Source organism: Allobosea sp. FG18, from assembly GCF_057809495.1.
This window is the reverse complement of record NZ_JBMDKB010000011.1, coordinates 55949-71154: the sequence shown is the minus strand read 5'-3', so window position 1 is coordinate 71154 and position 15206 is coordinate 55949. Positions and strand designations below refer to the sequence as shown.

The 15206-nt window shown below is 65.8% G+C and carries 18 protein-coding genes, 1 tRNA gene and 1 riboswitch; of the genes, 14 read left to right on the top strand and 5 right to left on the bottom strand.

Translation table 11 applies throughout. The features are described from left to right. The first annotated feature begins 1 nt into the window (after position 1). The 6 genes from ACODTJ_RS13915 (at position 2) to ACODTJ_RS13890 (ending at position 2304) form a co-directional block, all read left to right on the top strand. Positions 2–466: a hypothetical protein gene (locus ACODTJ_RS13915; protein ID WP_488849148.1), complete on the top strand. Its 465-nt coding sequence runs from the start codon at positions 2–4 to the stop codon at positions 464–466. 282 nt (positions 467–748) lie between these two features. Beyond that, entirely contained in the window at positions 749–958 is a 210-nt protein-coding gene (locus ACODTJ_RS13910; RefSeq protein ID WP_488849146.1) for a hypothetical protein, read from the top strand. Between the two features lie 321 nt (positions 959–1279). Beyond that, positions 1280–1546 carry a hypothetical protein gene (locus tag ACODTJ_RS13905; RefSeq protein ID WP_488849144.1) on the top strand — a complete coding sequence of 89 codons (267 nt, stop codon included), beginning with the start codon at positions 1280–1282 and terminating at the stop codon, positions 1544–1546. Between the two features lie 95 nt (positions 1547–1641). After that, a complete protein-coding gene (locus tag ACODTJ_RS13900; protein ID WP_488849142.1) occupies positions 1642–1806 on the top strand; it encodes a hypothetical protein in 165 nt (54 codons plus the stop codon). 119 nt (positions 1807–1925) lie between these two features. Next, positions 1926–2147 (top strand): hypothetical protein, encoded by a 222-nt coding sequence (locus ACODTJ_RS13895; RefSeq protein WP_488849140.1) that lies wholly within the window; start codon positions 1926–1928, stop codon positions 2145–2147. Positions 2148–2157: 10 nt separating this feature from the next. Continuing rightward, the gene (locus ACODTJ_RS13890; protein WP_488849138.1) at positions 2158–2304 is read left to right on the top strand and encodes a hypothetical protein; all 147 of its coding nucleotides are present in this window, start codon (positions 2158–2160) and stop codon (positions 2302–2304) included. A gap of 9 nt (positions 2305–2313) precedes the next feature. On the opposite strand, the gene ACODTJ_RS13885 is transcribed toward ACODTJ_RS13890, so the two are convergent. Together ACODTJ_RS13885 and ACODTJ_RS13880 are read right to left on the bottom strand one after the other, a co-directional pair. Continuing rightward, positions 2314–2529, bottom strand: coding sequence for a hypothetical protein (locus ACODTJ_RS13885; protein ID WP_488849136.1), 216 nt, complete (start codon positions 2527–2529; stop codon positions 2314–2316). Positions 2530–2676: 147 nt separating this feature from the next. Then, positions 2677–2767, bottom strand: a tRNA-Ser gene (locus ACODTJ_RS13880). A 209-nt stretch (positions 2768–2976) separates the two neighbouring features. Then, a riboswitch (TPP riboswitch) is annotated at positions 2977–3078 on the top strand. 74 nt (positions 3079–3152) lie between these two features. Between ACODTJ_RS13880 and thiO the strand changes: the two genes are divergently transcribed. From thiO to ACODTJ_RS13860, 4 genes are read left to right on the top strand one after another with little or no spacing between them, the layout of a single operon-like run. Further along, a complete protein-coding gene (gene thiO, locus ACODTJ_RS13875; RefSeq protein ID WP_454659014.1) occupies positions 3153–4148 on the top strand; it encodes a glycine oxidase ThiO in 996 nt (331 codons plus the stop codon). After that, positions 4132–4329, top strand: coding sequence for a sulfur carrier protein ThiS (gene thiS / locus ACODTJ_RS13870; protein WP_454657521.1), 198 nt, complete (start codon positions 4132–4134; stop codon positions 4327–4329). Before thiO ends, thiS begins: the two co-directional genes overlap by 17 nt. 1 nt (position 4330) lies before the next feature. Further along, complete coding sequence (locus ACODTJ_RS13865; RefSeq protein ID WP_454657520.1) at positions 4331–5101, top strand: thiazole synthase; 771 nt, start codon at positions 4331–4333, stop codon at positions 5099–5101. 14 nt (positions 5102–5115) lie between these two features. After that, complete coding sequence (locus ACODTJ_RS13860; RefSeq protein WP_454657519.1) at positions 5116–5730, top strand: thiamine phosphate synthase; 615 nt, start codon at positions 5116–5118, stop codon at positions 5728–5730. Positions 5731–5877: 147 nt separating this feature from the next. Here the strand turns inward: ACODTJ_RS13860 and ACODTJ_RS13855 are convergent, their stop codons facing one another. From ACODTJ_RS13855 to ACODTJ_RS13845, 3 genes are all read right to left on the bottom strand, one after another. Then, complete coding sequence (locus ACODTJ_RS13855) at positions 5878–6192, bottom strand: Rdx family protein (RefSeq protein ID WP_047580587.1); 315 nt, start codon at positions 6190–6192, stop codon at positions 5878–5880. A gap of 135 nt (positions 6193–6327) precedes the next feature. After that, complete coding sequence (locus tag ACODTJ_RS13850) at positions 6328–7821, bottom strand: carboxypeptidase M32 (RefSeq protein ID WP_454657518.1); 1494 nt, start codon at positions 7819–7821, stop codon at positions 6328–6330. Between the two features lie 157 nt (positions 7822–7978). Continuing rightward, a complete protein-coding gene (locus ACODTJ_RS13845) occupies positions 7979–9070 on the bottom strand; it encodes an NADH:flavin oxidoreductase/NADH oxidase (protein WP_454657517.1) in 1092 nt (363 codons plus the stop codon). Positions 9071–9406: 336 nt separating this feature from the next. Here ACODTJ_RS13845 and ACODTJ_RS13840 point away from each other — a divergent pair, with 336 nt between their 5' ends. The 4 genes from ACODTJ_RS13840 (at position 9407) to ACODTJ_RS13825 (ending at position 15115) form a co-directional block, all read left to right on the top strand. Continuing rightward, positions 9407–10198, top strand: a complete 792-nt coding sequence (locus ACODTJ_RS13840; protein ID WP_454657516.1) for an enoyl-CoA hydratase/isomerase family protein — start codon at positions 9407–9409, stop codon at positions 10196–10198. A gap of 109 nt (positions 10199–10307) precedes the next feature. Continuing rightward, positions 10308–10778, top strand: coding sequence for a MarR family winged helix-turn-helix transcriptional regulator (locus tag ACODTJ_RS13835; RefSeq protein WP_454657515.1), 471 nt, complete (start codon positions 10308–10310; stop codon positions 10776–10778). 15 nt (positions 10779–10793) lie between these two features. Next, on the top strand, positions 10794–11987 hold the full coding sequence (locus tag ACODTJ_RS13830; protein ID WP_454657514.1) for an efflux RND transporter periplasmic adaptor subunit: 1194 nt from the start codon (positions 10794–10796) through the stop codon (positions 11985–11987). Further along, entirely contained in the window at positions 11984–15115 is a 3132-nt protein-coding gene (locus tag ACODTJ_RS13825) for an efflux RND transporter permease subunit (RefSeq protein WP_454657513.1), read from the top strand. Before ACODTJ_RS13830 ends, ACODTJ_RS13825 begins: the two co-directional genes overlap by 4 nt. Positions 15116–15206 lie beyond the last annotated feature (91 nt).

Genomic DNA, 15206 nt, shown 5'->3' with positions numbered 1-15206 from the left:
TATGGATACCGACGACGAAAGTCAATCAAACGGTGCATCCACGCGCCCACTTACTTCGCTTGAGTTGGAGGCGCTGGCCGCGCTCGACGCACTAGACCTCACTGTTCCGGCCTCGGAGGACACAACGCCAGCAGCGCCCAGCCCCGCCCCGGCAGCGCCGGCTCTGGGCCGGTTCCGCACGGCGATTAGTCAGGCGAAGGCCAAGCTCGCGAACGACCGGGATTCGAAGCTGGAGGTAAAGCGCAAGGCCGACAGGGACGCCTATGCCGCGCTCATCATGGAGACAGAGAAGCGCACCGTTCGCAGCCATCAACCGCTGACCCCTGAACGGCAGAAGGAGAAGGAGCTGGCGAAGTATTACGCCCAGCCGACGAGCGTGCAGAGCCAGAAGCGGCAGGAACGACGCCAGCGCGCCAAGGAGCGGAAGGCGGGCGCATCGCTCCCCGAAGGCTTCGGAAAGTTTTGACGAGCACCAGCAGTCGCACCGGCGACTGCGCTATAACGTAATCGCCAGCCTCTTAGCGGCGGCTGGTGCTCCGCCAAGACAGATTGCCGGCCCTCACCGGCAATGGCGGATTGAACCCCTCGCGATCGGCAAGCCGCGAGGGGTTTTTCGCGGCAAGAAAAGTAAGTAAGAACTTACTTAAGCTGTTGTTTTTATTTGCTAATTTATCTACGCGGCTATTGCGGCGTGGTTCCGGCCGTGCGAGTCTTCGGCTGCCAAATCACTGGCGCCAGAGACAAGCCTATGAGCCCGATCAATCACGCTTCCTATCTCGCCGACCAAACGCACCGCACGCTGGTTGACCGCCTCGCAATGGCGCACGTCGATCCCGGCCACGATCTCCGCAGCACCATCATCGAGATTCTAGGCGACGCCAATATCTGGCCGATCATGTGCCTTGAGGACCGGCTGGAGGAACGTCAGCGGCGCCGGGCGCGCGGGTTGGAAGTCTAGGAGCGGACCTATGCAAAAGGCGCAGGCCAGCTACCCGCTCCTTGTATGACATTCGCACAGACCCCCTGACTATAACTCCGTTCGTAAGCAATGAACGAAGTTGAAGCAGGAGTTGGGATGGTAACTGATAGCGCCGGACATAGTCCGGTTAGCAGGTGCATTGAGTTTATGCGCTCAATGATTGCCGATCATGAGATGGCTATACAGAGGCATCTTCGCGAAATCGAAGAGTTGGAGAGTAACGACGCGGCTGAGTTTGCCGACCGCACCGCGCCGTTCTCTGCATCCCGCACACCCAATGTGACCAATGGAGATACGAGCATGAACGAGAATACCACGCCTCTGGGGAGTGCGTCGAGCGAATGGGTTCAGCAGAACTTCGACCTTTCCCCGCGCGAGAATGTGTTGGACTACATCGGACATCGCCTCTGCGAGGCGCGTGACCACAGCGGGACCGGGATCTTCGATGTTCCACAGGTCGCGATGGAGATCCTTGAATTCATCGAAGCGCGCGCGAAGGCCATCCACCCGGACGGCTGGCTCGCCTTCGTGAACCCCGACTTCCCTGTCCAGATGTTGGAGTCGTGATGGTGGCGCTCAATCCTGCCCTCCGCGAGATGGTTGCTCGCGCTGCCGCTCGGAGTAGGCGCATTATGGTGCGGCGAGAGGTGGCTCGCGAGGTGATGACCGATGCGATCGCGGAGGAGATTTACTCCGCCACGCCGGACGACGCGGACCTCGACGTGCTCGCGCTGGCCGACACCATCGTGGACCGCTTGGAGTTGATGGGCGTCGAGCTTCCGAAGCCTCGCCTTAGTGTTCGGGCCGCGACGCAGCACACCGCCTAAACCCCAGGGCGAGTTACGACATTAGGCCCGCCGGTGCAGATCGGCGAGCTTTTGATTTGAGTCCTCTAGACGGCTGCCAGCACCCGGATTTATGTCTCTCTCAAAATGAGGGGGACACTATGGCCGACGACACCGTTGCTGCTTATCGCGTGCTTGGATTCCAAGTCGGACAAGGCCCGAATGAGGTTGCCGTGAAGCTTGAGCTGGCAGGCCAAGCAGGCCCGGCCTCGCAGATCGCAATCGCCCTTGGCCCGAAGGCTGCCGCCGAACTAGCCAAGCAGTTGGGCGAGGCCAGCGCAGCCACCGCGATTGCGAAGACACGGGCCAGCTTCAGGCAGTAGGAAGAGCGCCATGGAGTTCATCGCAGGGGTGATCGTCGGCGCGTTCATCGTATGGGCAATCATGCGTCCGATAGCGCGAGCGCACCTTCCGCCGGAAGGTCAGAACGGCCTGCCAAAGACGGACGGCTGGAAAGCCACCTACATCCGCCGACGCTAGCAGCAGCGGCTAGGGTTGCTCGCGGTAGCGCTCCAACGCCTGCCGCTTCAAATCCTCTGGACTCAGTGCCGCATGACCGAAGCCCGCGATGATATAGGCGAGGCGCGTCCGCTCGCGCTGCGCATCCTCCGGCGCAACGTCAGCCTTCACTTCTGCCCAGACTGATTCCAGCGCCGCCTGAGCAAGGGTGAGATCGCGAGAATCGGTCAGCGATGAGAACGGCACATCTTCCCCCACTGTGTTCGGCAGATTGTAGGGAAGCCGGGAGAAGGCACAAGCCGGTGCGGCGCTACACAAAAGCACCCACACTTTTGCTACACAATCGCATACAACTTCCAAGCTAAGCGATTGAAAAATAACAGGAAAAAATAGTGGCGGAGACGGAGGGATTCGAACCCTCGATACCCTTGTGGGGTATGCTCATTTAGCAAACGAGTGCCTTCAGCCTCTCGGCCACGTCTCCGGCGAGAGGCTCTATGCCCGATTGCGGAGCCGTTTGACAAGCCTCGTTGGCAACTTCCTTTGCACAGCCTGTGCATGTGTCCGAGAGAGCCATAGAGCACTCCCGTGTGAAGGGAGTGATCTGATCGTGCGCGCAGCAAGCCAGCGCAGTACACAATCGAGCCTTGCGCCAGCTCGCCTTGCCCCGATGCACGGCAGACACTAGATTGAGGCCGTCCGTTGGGGTGCCGAAAGGCTGAGAGACGTGGTTCGCGTCAACCCATCGCACCTGATCCGGGTAATGCCGGCGAAGGGAACGGTCTTCGGCAGACATCTTGATCGTGCCCCAGGCCGCTGCCTTTCCGGGAGCAGGGAAGAGCATGACGGCGCAACGCCTTCAGTCGGGCCTGAATGTCGCGGTGGTCGGCGCCGGCGTGGTCGGCCTGGCCTGCGCCACCGAACTGCTGGCGCGCGGCGCACGGGTAACCATCCATGAGCGTGGGCCGCGCATCGGCGCCGAGGCCTGTTCCTGGTATGCCGGCGGCATGCTGGCCCCGTGGTGCGAGGGTGAGAGCGCCGAGGAGCCGGTGATCCGGCTCGGGCAGCAGGCCGCCGATTGGTGGGAGCATCATGCCGGTGGCGTCACCCGCCATGGCACGCTCGTCGTAGCACCGAGCCGGGATCGCTCGGAACTGCGCCGGTTCGGCCAGCGCACCAGCCATTTCGAGGAGGTCGACGGCGAGGCCATTTCCGGGCTGGAGCCCGATCTCGCCGGACGCTTTTCGCGAGGATTGTTCTTTGGCGGGGAGTGCCATCTCGATCCCCGTCTCGCGGTCGTTACGCTCGCCGAGAGGCTGCTCGCCAACGGCGCCGTCATTCAGTTCAACAGCGCCATCGAGCCCTCCGATCTCGATGCCGATATCGTCCTCGACTGCCGGGGGCTGGCGGCGCGCGATGACCTGCCGGACCTGCGCGGCGTCAAGGGCGAGATGCTGCTGCTGCGGAGCGATGATATCCGCCTGTCCCGCCCGGTCCGGCTGCTGCATCCGCGCATTCCGCTCTACATCGTACCGCGTGCGGACGGGCTCTTCATGGTCGGCGCGACCATGATCGAGAGCGGCGAGCGGCGCCGCATCTCCGCCCGCGCCATGCTGGAACTGCTCGGTGCTGCCTATGCGCTGCATCCCGCTTTCGCCGAGGCGGAGGTCGTCGAGATCGGCACCGATGCCCGCCCGGCCTTTCCCGACAACTTACCGCGGCTGACGCGTCGCGGCCGGGTGATCCATGTCAACGGGCTCTATCGCCACGGCTTCCTGCTCAGCCCCGCCATGGCGCGGATGGCGACTGAGGCCGTGCTGAACCCGCAAGCAACACCGGAGATGCTGCATGACCTTGCTGCTTAACGGCGCGCCGCAGGATGTCGCGGCGAAGACGCTGGCCGAGGCGCTGGCCGAGCTGGGTTATGGCGGCCGCATCGTCGCGACCGCGGTGAACGGTGATTTCGTGCCCGCCCGCAAGCGCGCCGAGACGGCCTTGAGCGAGGGGGATCGCATCGAGGTCGTCGCACCGATGCAGGGAGGCTGAGGTGGCATCCTTCTATGGTTTCGAGCCGGAGAACCCGCTCTTCCTGGGCACGGCGCAATACCCGTCGCCCGCGATCCTGGCCGAGGCGGTGAAGCGCTCCGGCACCGAGGTCGTCACCGTCTCGCTGCGCCGGGAATCCTCCGGCGGCGCTGGGCAGGCCTTCTGGGCGCTGATCCGCGAGCTCGGCGTCAAGGTTCTGCCCAACACGGCCGGCTGCCATACCGTCAAGGAGGCAGTGACCACGGCGCAGATGGCCCGCGAGGTCTTCGGTACCGATTGGATCAAGCTCGAGGTGATCGGCGAGGATGATACGCTGCAGCCGGACGTGATCGCGCTGGTTGAGGCCGCGCGCATCCTCACTGACGACGGCTTCAAGGTCTTTCCCTACACCACCGAGGATCTCGTCGTCGGCGGGCGCCTGCTCGATGCCGGCTGCGAAGTGCTGATGCCTTGGGGCGCGCCGATCGGATCGGGCAGGGGGCTCAACAACCCCTATGGCCTGCGCAGCATGCGCCAGCACTTTCCCGATATCCCACTCGTCGTTGATGCCGGTATCGGGCTGCCCTCCCATGCCGCGCAGGCGATGGAGATGGGCTATGACGGCATCCTGCTCAATACCGCCGTAGCGAAGGCCGGCGATCCTGCCGCGATGGCGGAGGCCTTCGCGCTCGCCATCCGCGCTGGCCGCCAGGCTTTCGCCGCGCAGCCGATCGAGGCGCGCGATATGGCCGCTCCCTCCACGCCCGTCATGGGCAAAGCCTTCCTCGCCTGAAAGATTGCTCCCGCATGAAGCTCGACCCGTTCTACCCCATCTTCGACAGCGCCGACTGGCTGGAGCGGATGCTGCCGCTTGGCGTCAAGCTGGTGCAATTGCGCGTCAAGGACCGCCCCGAGATCGAGGTCGCGCGTGAGATCGCGCGGGCGAAGACGCTCTGCGCCGCGGCAGGCTGCATGCTCGTCGTCAACGACTACTGGAAGCTCGCCATCGCCGAGGGTTGCGACTGGCTGCACCTCGGCCAGGAGGATCTCGACGACGCCGATCTCGGCGCGATCCGCAAGGCCGGCCTGAAGCTCGGCATCAGCAGCCATGACGAGCCCGAGCTGGAACGTGCGCTGACGGCCAAGCCCGACTATGTCGCGCTCGGCCCGGTTTATCCGACGATCCTGAAGCAGATGCGTTTCGGCCCGCAGGGGCTGGAGCGGCTGGGCGAATGGAAGCGCCGCATCGGCGACCTGCCGCTGGTCGGCATCGGCGGCGTCTCGCTGGAGCGGGCGCCGGGCGTCTTCGAGGCCGGCGCCGATATCGTCGCGGCGGTGACCGACATCACCCTGAACGCCGATCCCGAAGGCCGGCTGAAGGCCTGGATCGCCGCGACGCGGAAGCACGCGGCAACCGCCTGAACACTGTCATCCCGGGCGTAGTGAAGCGGAGACCCGGGATCCATTCCGGAGCGCTTCCGAAATGGGTTCAGGCATGGATCCCGGATCGGCGCGGCTTCGCCGCTTGTCCGGGATGACCGCGAAGTATTGCGACTGTGGAGAGCGCTCTCAGCTCTCCGCCTCGGCCGACATCGTGTGTCCGTCGACATGGCCGAGGCTGCGCTCGGGGTCGAGCCGGTCGCGCACGCGCTGCTTCAGCACCTTGGAATCCGGGAAGCCGCCATCGGCCTTGCGGTCCCAGATCAGCTCGCCGTCGTAATGGATCTGGAAGATGCCGCCGGTGCGCGGGATCAGCGCGACCTCGCCGAGATCCTGCCCGAAGGTCGAGAGCAGCTCCTGCCCGAGCCAGGCCGAGCGCAGCATCCAGTTGCACATCGAGCAATAGGTGATGGCGATGCGGGGGGCGGGTTTGGTCTGGGTCATGATCGGTCACCGAAGCGGGAGGTCGTCTCCGACATCCCGCTTCGCGTGGCCCGATGCAAGTCCGAAAGCTGCATGGCTGATCGGCGATCGACTATGGCTTAAGTTTTTGTTTTTACTAAATAAAATGAAAGATCCTCACACCTCGTCGATATAGCGCCTGCGCAGGTGAGCCTTGAACACCGAGGCGTCCAGCGGCCGGCCGGTCGCTTCGGTGAGCAGCTCGTCGGTCGGGAGCAGCGAGCCCTTGCCGTGGATATTGGCGCACAGCCAGCCGACCAGCGGGCTGAAATCGCCCTTGCCGATGCCGGGCAGGATCGCGCTTTCCGCCTTGCAGGCCGCGTCGAAGATCTGGGCCGCAGTCATGGCGCCCAGCGTATAGGTCGGGAAGTAGCCCCAGCCGCCGGACGGCCAATGGATATCCTGCAGGCAGCCGAGCCGGTCGTTCGGCACGGTGACGCCGAGCAGGGATGTCATCCCAGCATTCCAGGCAGAGGGCAGCTCGGCGAGCGGCATCTCGTCGGCGATCAGCGCCTTTTCCAGCCGGTAGCGCAGGATGACATGGGCGGGGTAGGTCACCTCATCGGCGTCGACGCGGATGAAGCCGGGCTCGACGCGGGTATAGCGATGCCAAAGCGCCTCGCTCTCCCAGGCCGGGCCGGTGCCACCGAAGCTCTCCCGCATCAAGGGAGCGGCGTAGGTCAGGAACTGGCGCGAGCGGCAGGCCTGCATCTCCATCAGCAGCGACTGGCTCTCATGCAGGCTCATGCCGCGCGCGGCGCCGACCGGCTGGGCGAGATAGCTTTGTGGCCGGCCCTGTTCGTAGAGCGCGTGCCCGGTCTCGTGCAGTACGCCCATCAGCGCCTTGGTGAAATCGGCCTCGTCATAGCGCGTGGTGATGCGGACATCGTTATCGGCGCCGCCGCAGAACGGATGGGTCGAGATGTCGAGCCGGCCGCGCTCGAAATCATAGCCCAGCGCCGCCATGAACTTGAGGCCGAGCGCGCGCTGCGTCTCGCTCGCGAAAGGGCCGCCCAGCGCCGCCAGGGCCGGGCGGCGCGCCTGCACCGCCATGGCCTCTTGCGTGAAGCCCGGCAGGAAGGCGGCGAGATCGTCGAATAGCGCATCGATCTTGGCCGAGCGGCCATCGGGCTCGTAGTCGTTGAGCAGGGCATCATAGGCGGAGAGGCCGAGCTTCTCGCCCTTGGCCCGGCCGATCTGGCGCTGGAGGTTCAGGACCTCGGCGAGATAGGGCAGGAGCCCGGCGAAATCGGCATCGGCCCGCGCCTGGCGCCAGCGCATCTCGCAGGCCGAGATCGCCTTGCTCGACGCTTCCACCAGTTCGGAGGGCAGGGCGGTATCGACCGTCCAGACGCGGCGGATCTCGCGCAGGTTGGCCTTCTCCCAGGCGCCGAGGCTACCGTCGTTATCGGCCTCGCCGAGCCAGTCGCCAATGCGAGCATCGGTCGAGAGGCCGTGGCGCATGACGCGCAGCAGCGCCATGCTCTCGGCCCGCGTCTCGGCTGCGCCCTTCGGCATCATCACATCGTTGTCCCATTGCAGGATGCCGATGGCGTTCGACAGCGCGGCGATGCGGCCGAAATGGGCGGAGAGGTCGGAATAGGCGGTCATGTCTCGGCGGCTCCGGCGATTCTGTCGAACTTCATAAAGTACACGGTCATCCCGGGCGACCGCAGGGAGACCCGGGATCCATGCCGGAACGGTTCAGGCATGGATCCCGGATCTCCGCTTCGCTCCGTCCGGGATGACCTGGAACAGCGTTGCAAACTCAGGCGAACAGCTTGGAATACTGCCGCGGCTGCGAGCGCAGATACTGGTTCGGCGCCTTGACGGTGGCCCCTAGCTGGGCGGCAGCGTGCCAGGGCCAGCGCGGGTTGTAGAGGATGCCGCGTGCCAGCGCGACGAAATCGGCCTCGCCGGTGCCGATGATCGCCTCGGCCTGCTCGGCCTCGGTGATCAGACCGACGGCCATAGTGGTGATGCCTGTGGCCTGCTTCACGGCCCGCGCCAGCGGCACCTGATAGCTCGGGCCGAGCGGGATTTTCTGCGTCGCCGAGAGCCCGCCGCCGGACATGTCGATGAAATCGGCGCCGCGGGCCTTCGCTGCCGCGGAGAAAGCAATACTCTGCTCGATATCCCAGCCGCCCTCGACCCAGTCCGTGCCGGAAATGCGGAAGCCGACCGGATAGCCCGCCGGCACCACGGCACGCACCGCATCGAGCACCGCGAGCGGGAAGCGCATGCGGTTCTCCAGCGAGCCGCCATATTCGTCCTCGCGCTTGTTCGAGAACGGCGAGAGGAACTGGTGCATCAGATAGCCATGAGCGCCATGCAGCTCGATCGCGGCGAAGCCGAGCCGTACGGCCCGGCGGGCCGAGTCCGCGAAGGCCTCGATCAAGCGCGCGATGTCATCGTGGGCGAGGGCGCGCGGCGGCCGCGGGTAGGTCTCGAAGCCGATCTCCGAGGGCGCTTCGACCGTCCAGCCGCCCTGATCGAGGCCGAGCTGGCCGCCGCCCTTCCAGGGCTGGGCGAGGGAGGCCTTGCGCCCGGCATGGGCGAGCTGGATCGCGATCGGCATGTCCGACCAGCGGCGCGTTGCATCCAGAGCCTTGCCGAGCGCGGCTTCGGTTTCATCCGACCAGAGTCCGAGATCGAACGGGCTGATCCGGCCATCCGGCTCGACGGCCGTCGCCTCGATGATCAGGAGGCCGGCGCCTGACAGAGCGAGATGTCCGAGATGGATGGTGTGCCAGTCGGTGGCGCAGCCATCCTGCGCCGAATACTGGCACATCGGGGCGATGACGATGCGGTTGGCAAGCGTGAGGCTGCCAAGCTGATAGGGGCTGAAGAGCTGGCTCATGACGGGACAGGGTCTCGGAAGGGGCAGGTTTCCCGCACAGTCTAGAAGCCCACGTGCAGCCAGGGCCAGTGGCTCTCGCGCAAACGCGATGCCCGATGCGTGCAGATGCACCTCGCGCGCACAATGATGTCCGCCCCAGCCTCGGGCGTGCTGAGTTTCCTCGGAACCACACCGTCATCCCGGGCTTGCCCCGGGGATCCATCGAAGGGCGCCGGAGCTTTACGATGGATCCCGGATCTGCGCTGCTCCGCAGCTTGCCCGGGATGACGCTCAGGTTCCGTTGGAAATCAGTATGCTCTAGCTTCGCATCGATTATCCGCTCTCCCAGAGACCGCCATGTCCGACGCTTCCGATTCGGTTCAGCTCACCCGTGACGGCGGCGTCGCCATCCTGACGCTCAACCGGCCGGCGGTGCTGAACGCCATCGACGCCCCGATGGCCGAGCTCTTTCTGACGCAGGTGAAGGCGATCGCGGCCAGCAGCGATGTCCGCGCCATTCTGCTGCAAGGCAATGGCCGGGCCTTCTGTGCCGGCGGCGATGTCTCGCAGTTCCTCGCAGGCCACGACATCGCGGCCGGCATCGAGGCGATCATGGCACCGCTGCACGAGGCGCTGCGGCTGCTCGATTCCCTGCCGCTGCCCTCGGTCGCCTGCCTGCATGGCGCCATTGCCGGTGGCGGATTCAGCCTCGCGCTGGCCTGCGATCTCGCCATCGCCGCCGATGATGCCCGCTTCACCATGGCCTACGCCCGGATCGGCGCGACGCCTGATCTCGGCGGCACCTACCGGCTGGCCCGGCTCGTCGGCCAGCGCAAGGCGCGCGAGATCGCGTTGCTGGCGGAGACATTCGAGGCTGACGAGGCGCTGAGGATGGGTCTCGTCAATCGTGTCGTGCCCGTCGCTCAGGCCCGCGGCGAGGCCCTGGCAATGGCTCGCAAGCTCGCGGCGGGGCCGACCGGCGCCTATGGCCGCATCCGCACTTTGCTGACGGAGGCTCCCGATGCCGCTCTTGCGGATCATCTCGAAGCGGAGCGGGACGCCTTCCGCGAGACGACGGCGACCGCCGATTTTCGCGAGGGCGTGACGGCCTTTCTGGAGAAGCGGCCGGCGGCCTTCACCGGCCGATAATCGTCACTTCCGCTACGCCTGATCACCTTTGCGTGCGTCGCACAATCCACTCCTGAAAAAGCCGTAATCCGGCACATGATAAGCAGGCTTACGATTGGGAGGCCTGCGAATGAAGCGACCCTTGCGGCGGGAACTGGTTTTCCAGCTGGTTGAAACCTCGCGGCTGCTCCGGACCCATGTCGAGCAGCGCGCGCGCCAGCACGGCACGACGCGGGCGCAATGGGGCGTGATGTCCCGCCTCCGGCGTCAGGAGGGGCTGAAACAGGCCGCGCTTGCCGAGCAGATGGATCTGCAGCCGATCTCGCTTGCCCGCCTGCTCGACCGCCTGCAGAGCCAGAACCTGATCGAGCGCCGCGAAGACCCCTCGGACCGTCGTGCCTATCGCCTCTTCCTCACGCCGGAGGGCCGGGCGCTGGTCGACGATCTCGATGCCGTCCGGACCGAGATCGCCCAGGACGTGCTGGGCGAGACTGACGAGGAAGCGATCCTGTCGGCGCTCGGCACGTTGGCCGCGATCCGCGAGCAGATCCGTGCCCGATCCGACGACAAGGCGCCGGCCTCCGCCGGCAACGCAGCCTGAGCGAGTGGACCGATTATGAAGCGTTCAGGATTGATCATTGGCGTCGTTGCCATCGGCCTTGCAGCCGGTGGAGCCTGGTATTGGCATGCGCGTTCGCCCGAGGCGGCGCATACGGCCCGCGGCGGGCGCGGCGAGGGCGCTCCGGTCGCGGTCGTCTCCGCCGCCGCGGCGCAGGCCGATTTCCCGGTGCGCAAGCACGCCATCGGCTTCGTCGAGACGCCGGCGAGCGTGCTCGTGCGCTCGCGCATCGACAGCCAGATCACGGCGCAGCACGTCACCGACGGGCAGTTCGTCAAGGCCGGCGACCTGCTCTTCACGCTCGATGATCGCGACATCAAGGCCCAGATCGCCAAGGACGAGGCGATGCTGGCCCGCGACGAGGCGACCCATACCCGCAATCTCGCCGATCTCGATCGCTACAGGCAGCTCCTGGTGCGTAATGCCGGCACACAGGTGCAGGTCGACCAGGCGATAGCCGATGAGAAGAGCTCCGCCGCCAGCATTCAGGGCGACCATGCGACGCTCGATGCCGACCGGCTCAAGCTGAGCTATACCCGCATCACCGCGCCGATCGATGGCCGCATCGGCACGGTGCAGGTCACACCGGGCAATCTCGTCAATGCCAGCGCCAACAGCAGCGGCACCGGCCTCCTGACCATCACCCAGATGAAGCCCCTGCGCGTCTCCTTCGCCCTGCCGGAGAGCGAGTTGCCGATCTTGCAGGGAGCGCTGGCGGCCTCGAAGCCTGTGCCGGTGACCGCCCGCGTCCCGAATGCCGCCCGCACGGCCACCGAGGGCAAGCTCAATTTCGTCGATTCCACCGTCGACATCGCCTCCGGCACGATCACCGCCAAGGCCGCTTTCGCCAATGACGATCTCAGCCTCTGGCCGGGGCAGTATGTCGATGTCGAGATCATTCCGGAGGTCCTGACGGGCGTGACGGTGATTCCGACCGTCGCGGTGCAGACAGGGCAGAAGGGCCCCTATGCCTTCGTCATGAAGCCGGATTCCACGGTCGATCTCCGCCAGATCAAGGTCGCGCTCAGCGATGGCGAGCGCACGGCGGTGACCGAAGGCATCGCGCCGGGCGAGCGCGTCGTCACCGACGGCCAGATGCGCCTGAAGCAGGGCACCAGGGTGCGCGAACGCGCGGCCACCGGCGAGAAGCCGGCGCCGGCCACGCCGGTTGCGGAGGGGGCACGCTCATGAACGTCTCCGCCTTCTGCATCCGCCACCCCGTCGCGACCATCCTGATGTCCGTCTCGCTGGTGCTGGCGGGGCTCTTCGCCTGGCGCTTCCTGCCGGTCGCGGCCCTGCCGCGCGCCGAGTTTCCGGTCGTCAACGTCTCCGCGCAATTGCCGGGCGCCTCGCCCGACACGATGGCGACCTCGGTCGCGACGCCTCTGGTCAAGCAATTCGGCACCATTGCCGGCATCGATTCGATCTCGACCACGAACTCGCAGGGGGCGACCTCGATCGCGATCCAGTTCGTGCTGAACCGCAATATCGACGCCGCCGCTGCCGACGTGCAGGCCGCGATCACGCGCACTCAGCGGCAATTGCCGATCGAGATGACGACACCGCCGAGCTATCGCAAGGTGAATCCGGCCGATGCGCCGATCATCCTGATGGCGTTGAAGAGCGACGTGATACCGCTCTCGCAGCTCGACGCCTTCGCCCAGCAGGTCATCTCGCCGGCGCTTTCCACCGTCGACGGTGTCGCGCAGGTGCTGATCTGGGGCAGCCAGAAATATGCGGTGCGCATCCAGTTTGACCCGACCGCGCTCGCCGCGCGTGGCATCGGCCTCGACGAGTTGCAACTGGCGATCACCGCGACCAACGCCAACACGCCGGTCGGCACCATCCAGAACTCGGCCCAGCAGCTCACCATCCAGGCAAAGACGCAGCTCGCCGACGCGGCCCAGTTCGCCAACGTCATCATCACCACGCGCTCGGGCAAACCGGTCCGGCTCGGTGACGTCGCCAAGGTGATCGATTCCGTCGAGAACACGCAGACCCGCAGCACCTATGACGGCACGCCCGCGATCGTGCTCGCCGTGCAGCGCCAGCCCGACGCCAACACCGTCGAGGTCGTCGACCGCGTCAAGGCGATGATCCCGGCCTTCGAGGACCAGCTCCCGGCGGCCGCCTCGCTCGCGCTGCTCAACGACCGCTCGACCTCGATCCGCCAGGCCGTGGACGACGTGCAGTTCACGCTGCTCCTGACCATCGCGCTGGTCGTCATGGTGATCTTCGTCTTCCTGCGCCGGGTGGCTGCCACCTTCATCCCGGCGGTCGCGGTGCCGATCTCGATCATCGCCACGCTTGCCGCGATGTACCTGCTCAATTTCTCGATCGACAACATCTCGCTGCTCGGGCTCACGCTCTCGGTCGGCCTCGTCGTCGACGACGCCATCGTCATGCTCGAGAACATCGTCCGGCACATGGAGGAGGATGGGCTCTCCGCCTTCGAGGCCTCGCTGAAGGGCGCGGGCGAGATCGGCTTCACCATCATCTCGATCTCGCTCTCGCTGGTCGCGGTCTTCATCCCCGTCCTGCTGATGGGCGGCGTCATCGGCCGCATCTTCAACGAGTTCGCGGTGGTGGTGACGGTCTCGATCCTGGCTTCCGCCTTCGTCTCGCTGACGCTGACGCCGATGCTCTGCTCGCGCCTGCTCTCTGGCTATTCCGAGCATCACAAGGAGAACGCGCTCGGCCGCCTGCTGGAGAAGGGCTTCGACAAGCTGCTCGCTGGCTATGACGCGGGGGTAACATTCTGCCTGCGCTTCCAGCCGCTGATGCTGCTCGCCTTCTTCCTGACCATGGCGGGCAGCGTCTGGCTGCTCCAGACTACGCCGAAGGGCTTCTTCCCGCAGGAGGATATCGGCCAGCTCCAGGTCGCGACCGAGGCGCGGCAGGACATCTCCTTCGACGCGATGCAGAAATTGCACGCCGAAGTCGCCGAGATCTTCCGCAAGTCACCTTACGTCGCCCATGTCGCCTCGACCGTCGGCGGCAATGGCGGCGGCAGCGCGCTCAATGCCGGGCGCCTCTTCGTCGAATTGAAGCCGCTCGACGAGCGGCCGAAGATCGAAGCGGTATTCGCCTCGCTCAGGCGCGATCTCGCCCAGGTGGCGGGCATCAGCACCTATATGACCCCCGTCCAGAACCTGCGCATCGGCGCGCGTTCCTCGAAGAGCCAGTACCAGCTCGTCGTGCAGGGGCTCGACCAGCAGCAGATGAACGGCTGGGCCGTGCGCCTTGCCGACGCGATGACACGCGACCGCTCGACCTTCGTCGACGTCACCACCGACCTTCAGGACAACGCCCTGCAGGCGACGGTGGTGGTCGATCGCGACAAGGCCAACGCGCTCGGCATCGGCTCCGACATTCTGCGCTCGACGCTCTATTCCGGCTTCGGCGTGCGGCAGGTCTCGACGATCTACACCGCCGGCGACAGCTACAATGTCGTGGTCGAGTTCAACCCGAACGAGCACTGGACGCCGGAGCGGCTGAACGCCATCCGCGTCCGCACCAAGTCCGGCACGCTGGTGCCGCTTGGCGCCATCGCCCGGATCGAGCGCACGGCCGGCCAGCTCACCGTCAACCAGCTCGGCCAGCTCCCGGCGGTGACGATCTCCTACAACCTGCCGGCGGGCGTCGCGCTCGGTGACAGCGTCAACCGCATTGCGGCGATCAAGGACGAACTGGGCCTGCCCAAATCGATCTCGACCACGCTCGCCGGCACGGCCAAGACCTTCCAGGATTCGCTCGCCAACCAGGGCCTGCTGATCGCCGGCGCGATCCTGACGATCTACATCGTGCTCGGCATCCTCTACGAGAGCTTCATCCACCCGCTGACCATCCTGACCGGCCTGCCCTCGGCGGCGGTCGGTGCGCTCGGCGCGCTCAGGCTCTTCGATCTGGAACTCTCGGTCATCGCCATCATTGGCCTGCTGATGCTGATCGGCATCGTCAAGAAGAACGCGATCATGATGATCGACGTGGCGCTGGTGCTGAGACGTGAGGGCAAGAGCGCGCAGGAGGCGATCCATCAGGCCTGCATCATGCGCTTCCGGCCGATCCTGATGACGACGCTGGCGGCGCTGATGGGTACCTTGCCGATCGCGCTCGGCGCCGGCGCCAGCGCCGAACTGCGCCAGCCGCTCGGCATCGCCGTGGTCGGCGGCCTGATGATCTCCCAGGTGCTGACGCTGTTCATCACGCCCGTCCTGTTCCTCTACATGGACAGGCTCTCGGAAGGGCTGGTGAAGCTCGGCGGCTGGTTCCGCCGCAGCAAGCAGGAGTCGCCGACGATCGCGCATCCGGCGGAGTGAGAAGGGCGAGAACGCGCGTTTCCGTCATGGTCGGGCTTGTCCCGACCATCCACGTCTTCCTCGTGCAGTGCGGTGCTTAAGACGTGGATGC

Bases quoted from the DNA above. Each gene is read 5' to 3' on its own strand.
- ACODTJ_RS13915 (WP_488849148.1), top strand. From the start codon at position 2: ATGGATACCGACGACGAAAGTCAATCAAACGGTGCATCCACGCGCCCA.
- ACODTJ_RS13910 (WP_488849146.1), top strand. From the start codon at position 749: ATGAGCCCGATCAATCACGCTTCCTATCTCGCCGACCAAACGCACCGC.
- ACODTJ_RS13905 (WP_488849144.1), top strand. From the start codon at position 1,280: ATGAACGAGAATACCACGCCTCTGGGGAGTGCGTCGAGCGAATGGGTT.
- ACODTJ_RS13900 (WP_488849142.1), top strand. From the start codon at position 1,642: ATGACCGATGCGATCGCGGAGGAGATTTACTCCGCCACGCCGGACGAC.
- ACODTJ_RS13895 (WP_488849140.1), top strand. From the start codon at position 1,926: ATGGCCGACGACACCGTTGCTGCTTATCGCGTGCTTGGATTCCAAGTC.
- ACODTJ_RS13890 (WP_488849138.1), top strand. From the start codon at position 2,158: ATGGAGTTCATCGCAGGGGTGATCGTCGGCGCGTTCATCGTATGGGCA.
- thiS (WP_454657521.1), top strand. From the start codon at position 4,132: ATGACCTTGCTGCTTAACGGCGCGCCGCAGGATGTCGCGGCGAAGACG.
- ACODTJ_RS13860 (WP_454657519.1), top strand. From the start codon at position 5,116: ATGAAGCTCGACCCGTTCTACCCCATCTTCGACAGCGCCGACTGGCTG.
- ACODTJ_RS13855 (WP_047580587.1), bottom strand. From the start codon at position 6,192: ATGACCCAGACCAAACCCGCCCCCCGCATCGCCATCACCTATTGCTCG.
- ACODTJ_RS13850 (WP_454657518.1), bottom strand. From the start codon at position 7,821: ATGACCGCCTATTCCGACCTCTCCGCCCATTTCGGCCGCATCGCCGCG.
- ACODTJ_RS13845 (WP_454657517.1), bottom strand. From the start codon at position 9,070: ATGAGCCAGCTCTTCAGCCCCTATCAGCTTGGCAGCCTCACGCTTGCC.
- ACODTJ_RS13840 (WP_454657516.1), top strand. From the start codon at position 9,407: ATGTCCGACGCTTCCGATTCGGTTCAGCTCACCCGTGACGGCGGCGTC.
- ACODTJ_RS13835 (WP_454657515.1), top strand. From the start codon at position 10,308: ATGAAGCGACCCTTGCGGCGGGAACTGGTTTTCCAGCTGGTTGAAACC.
- ACODTJ_RS13830 (WP_454657514.1), top strand. From the start codon at position 10,794: ATGAAGCGTTCAGGATTGATCATTGGCGTCGTTGCCATCGGCCTTGCA.
- ACODTJ_RS13825 (WP_454657513.1), top strand. From the start codon at position 11,984: ATGAACGTCTCCGCCTTCTGCATCCGCCACCCCGTCGCGACCATCCTG.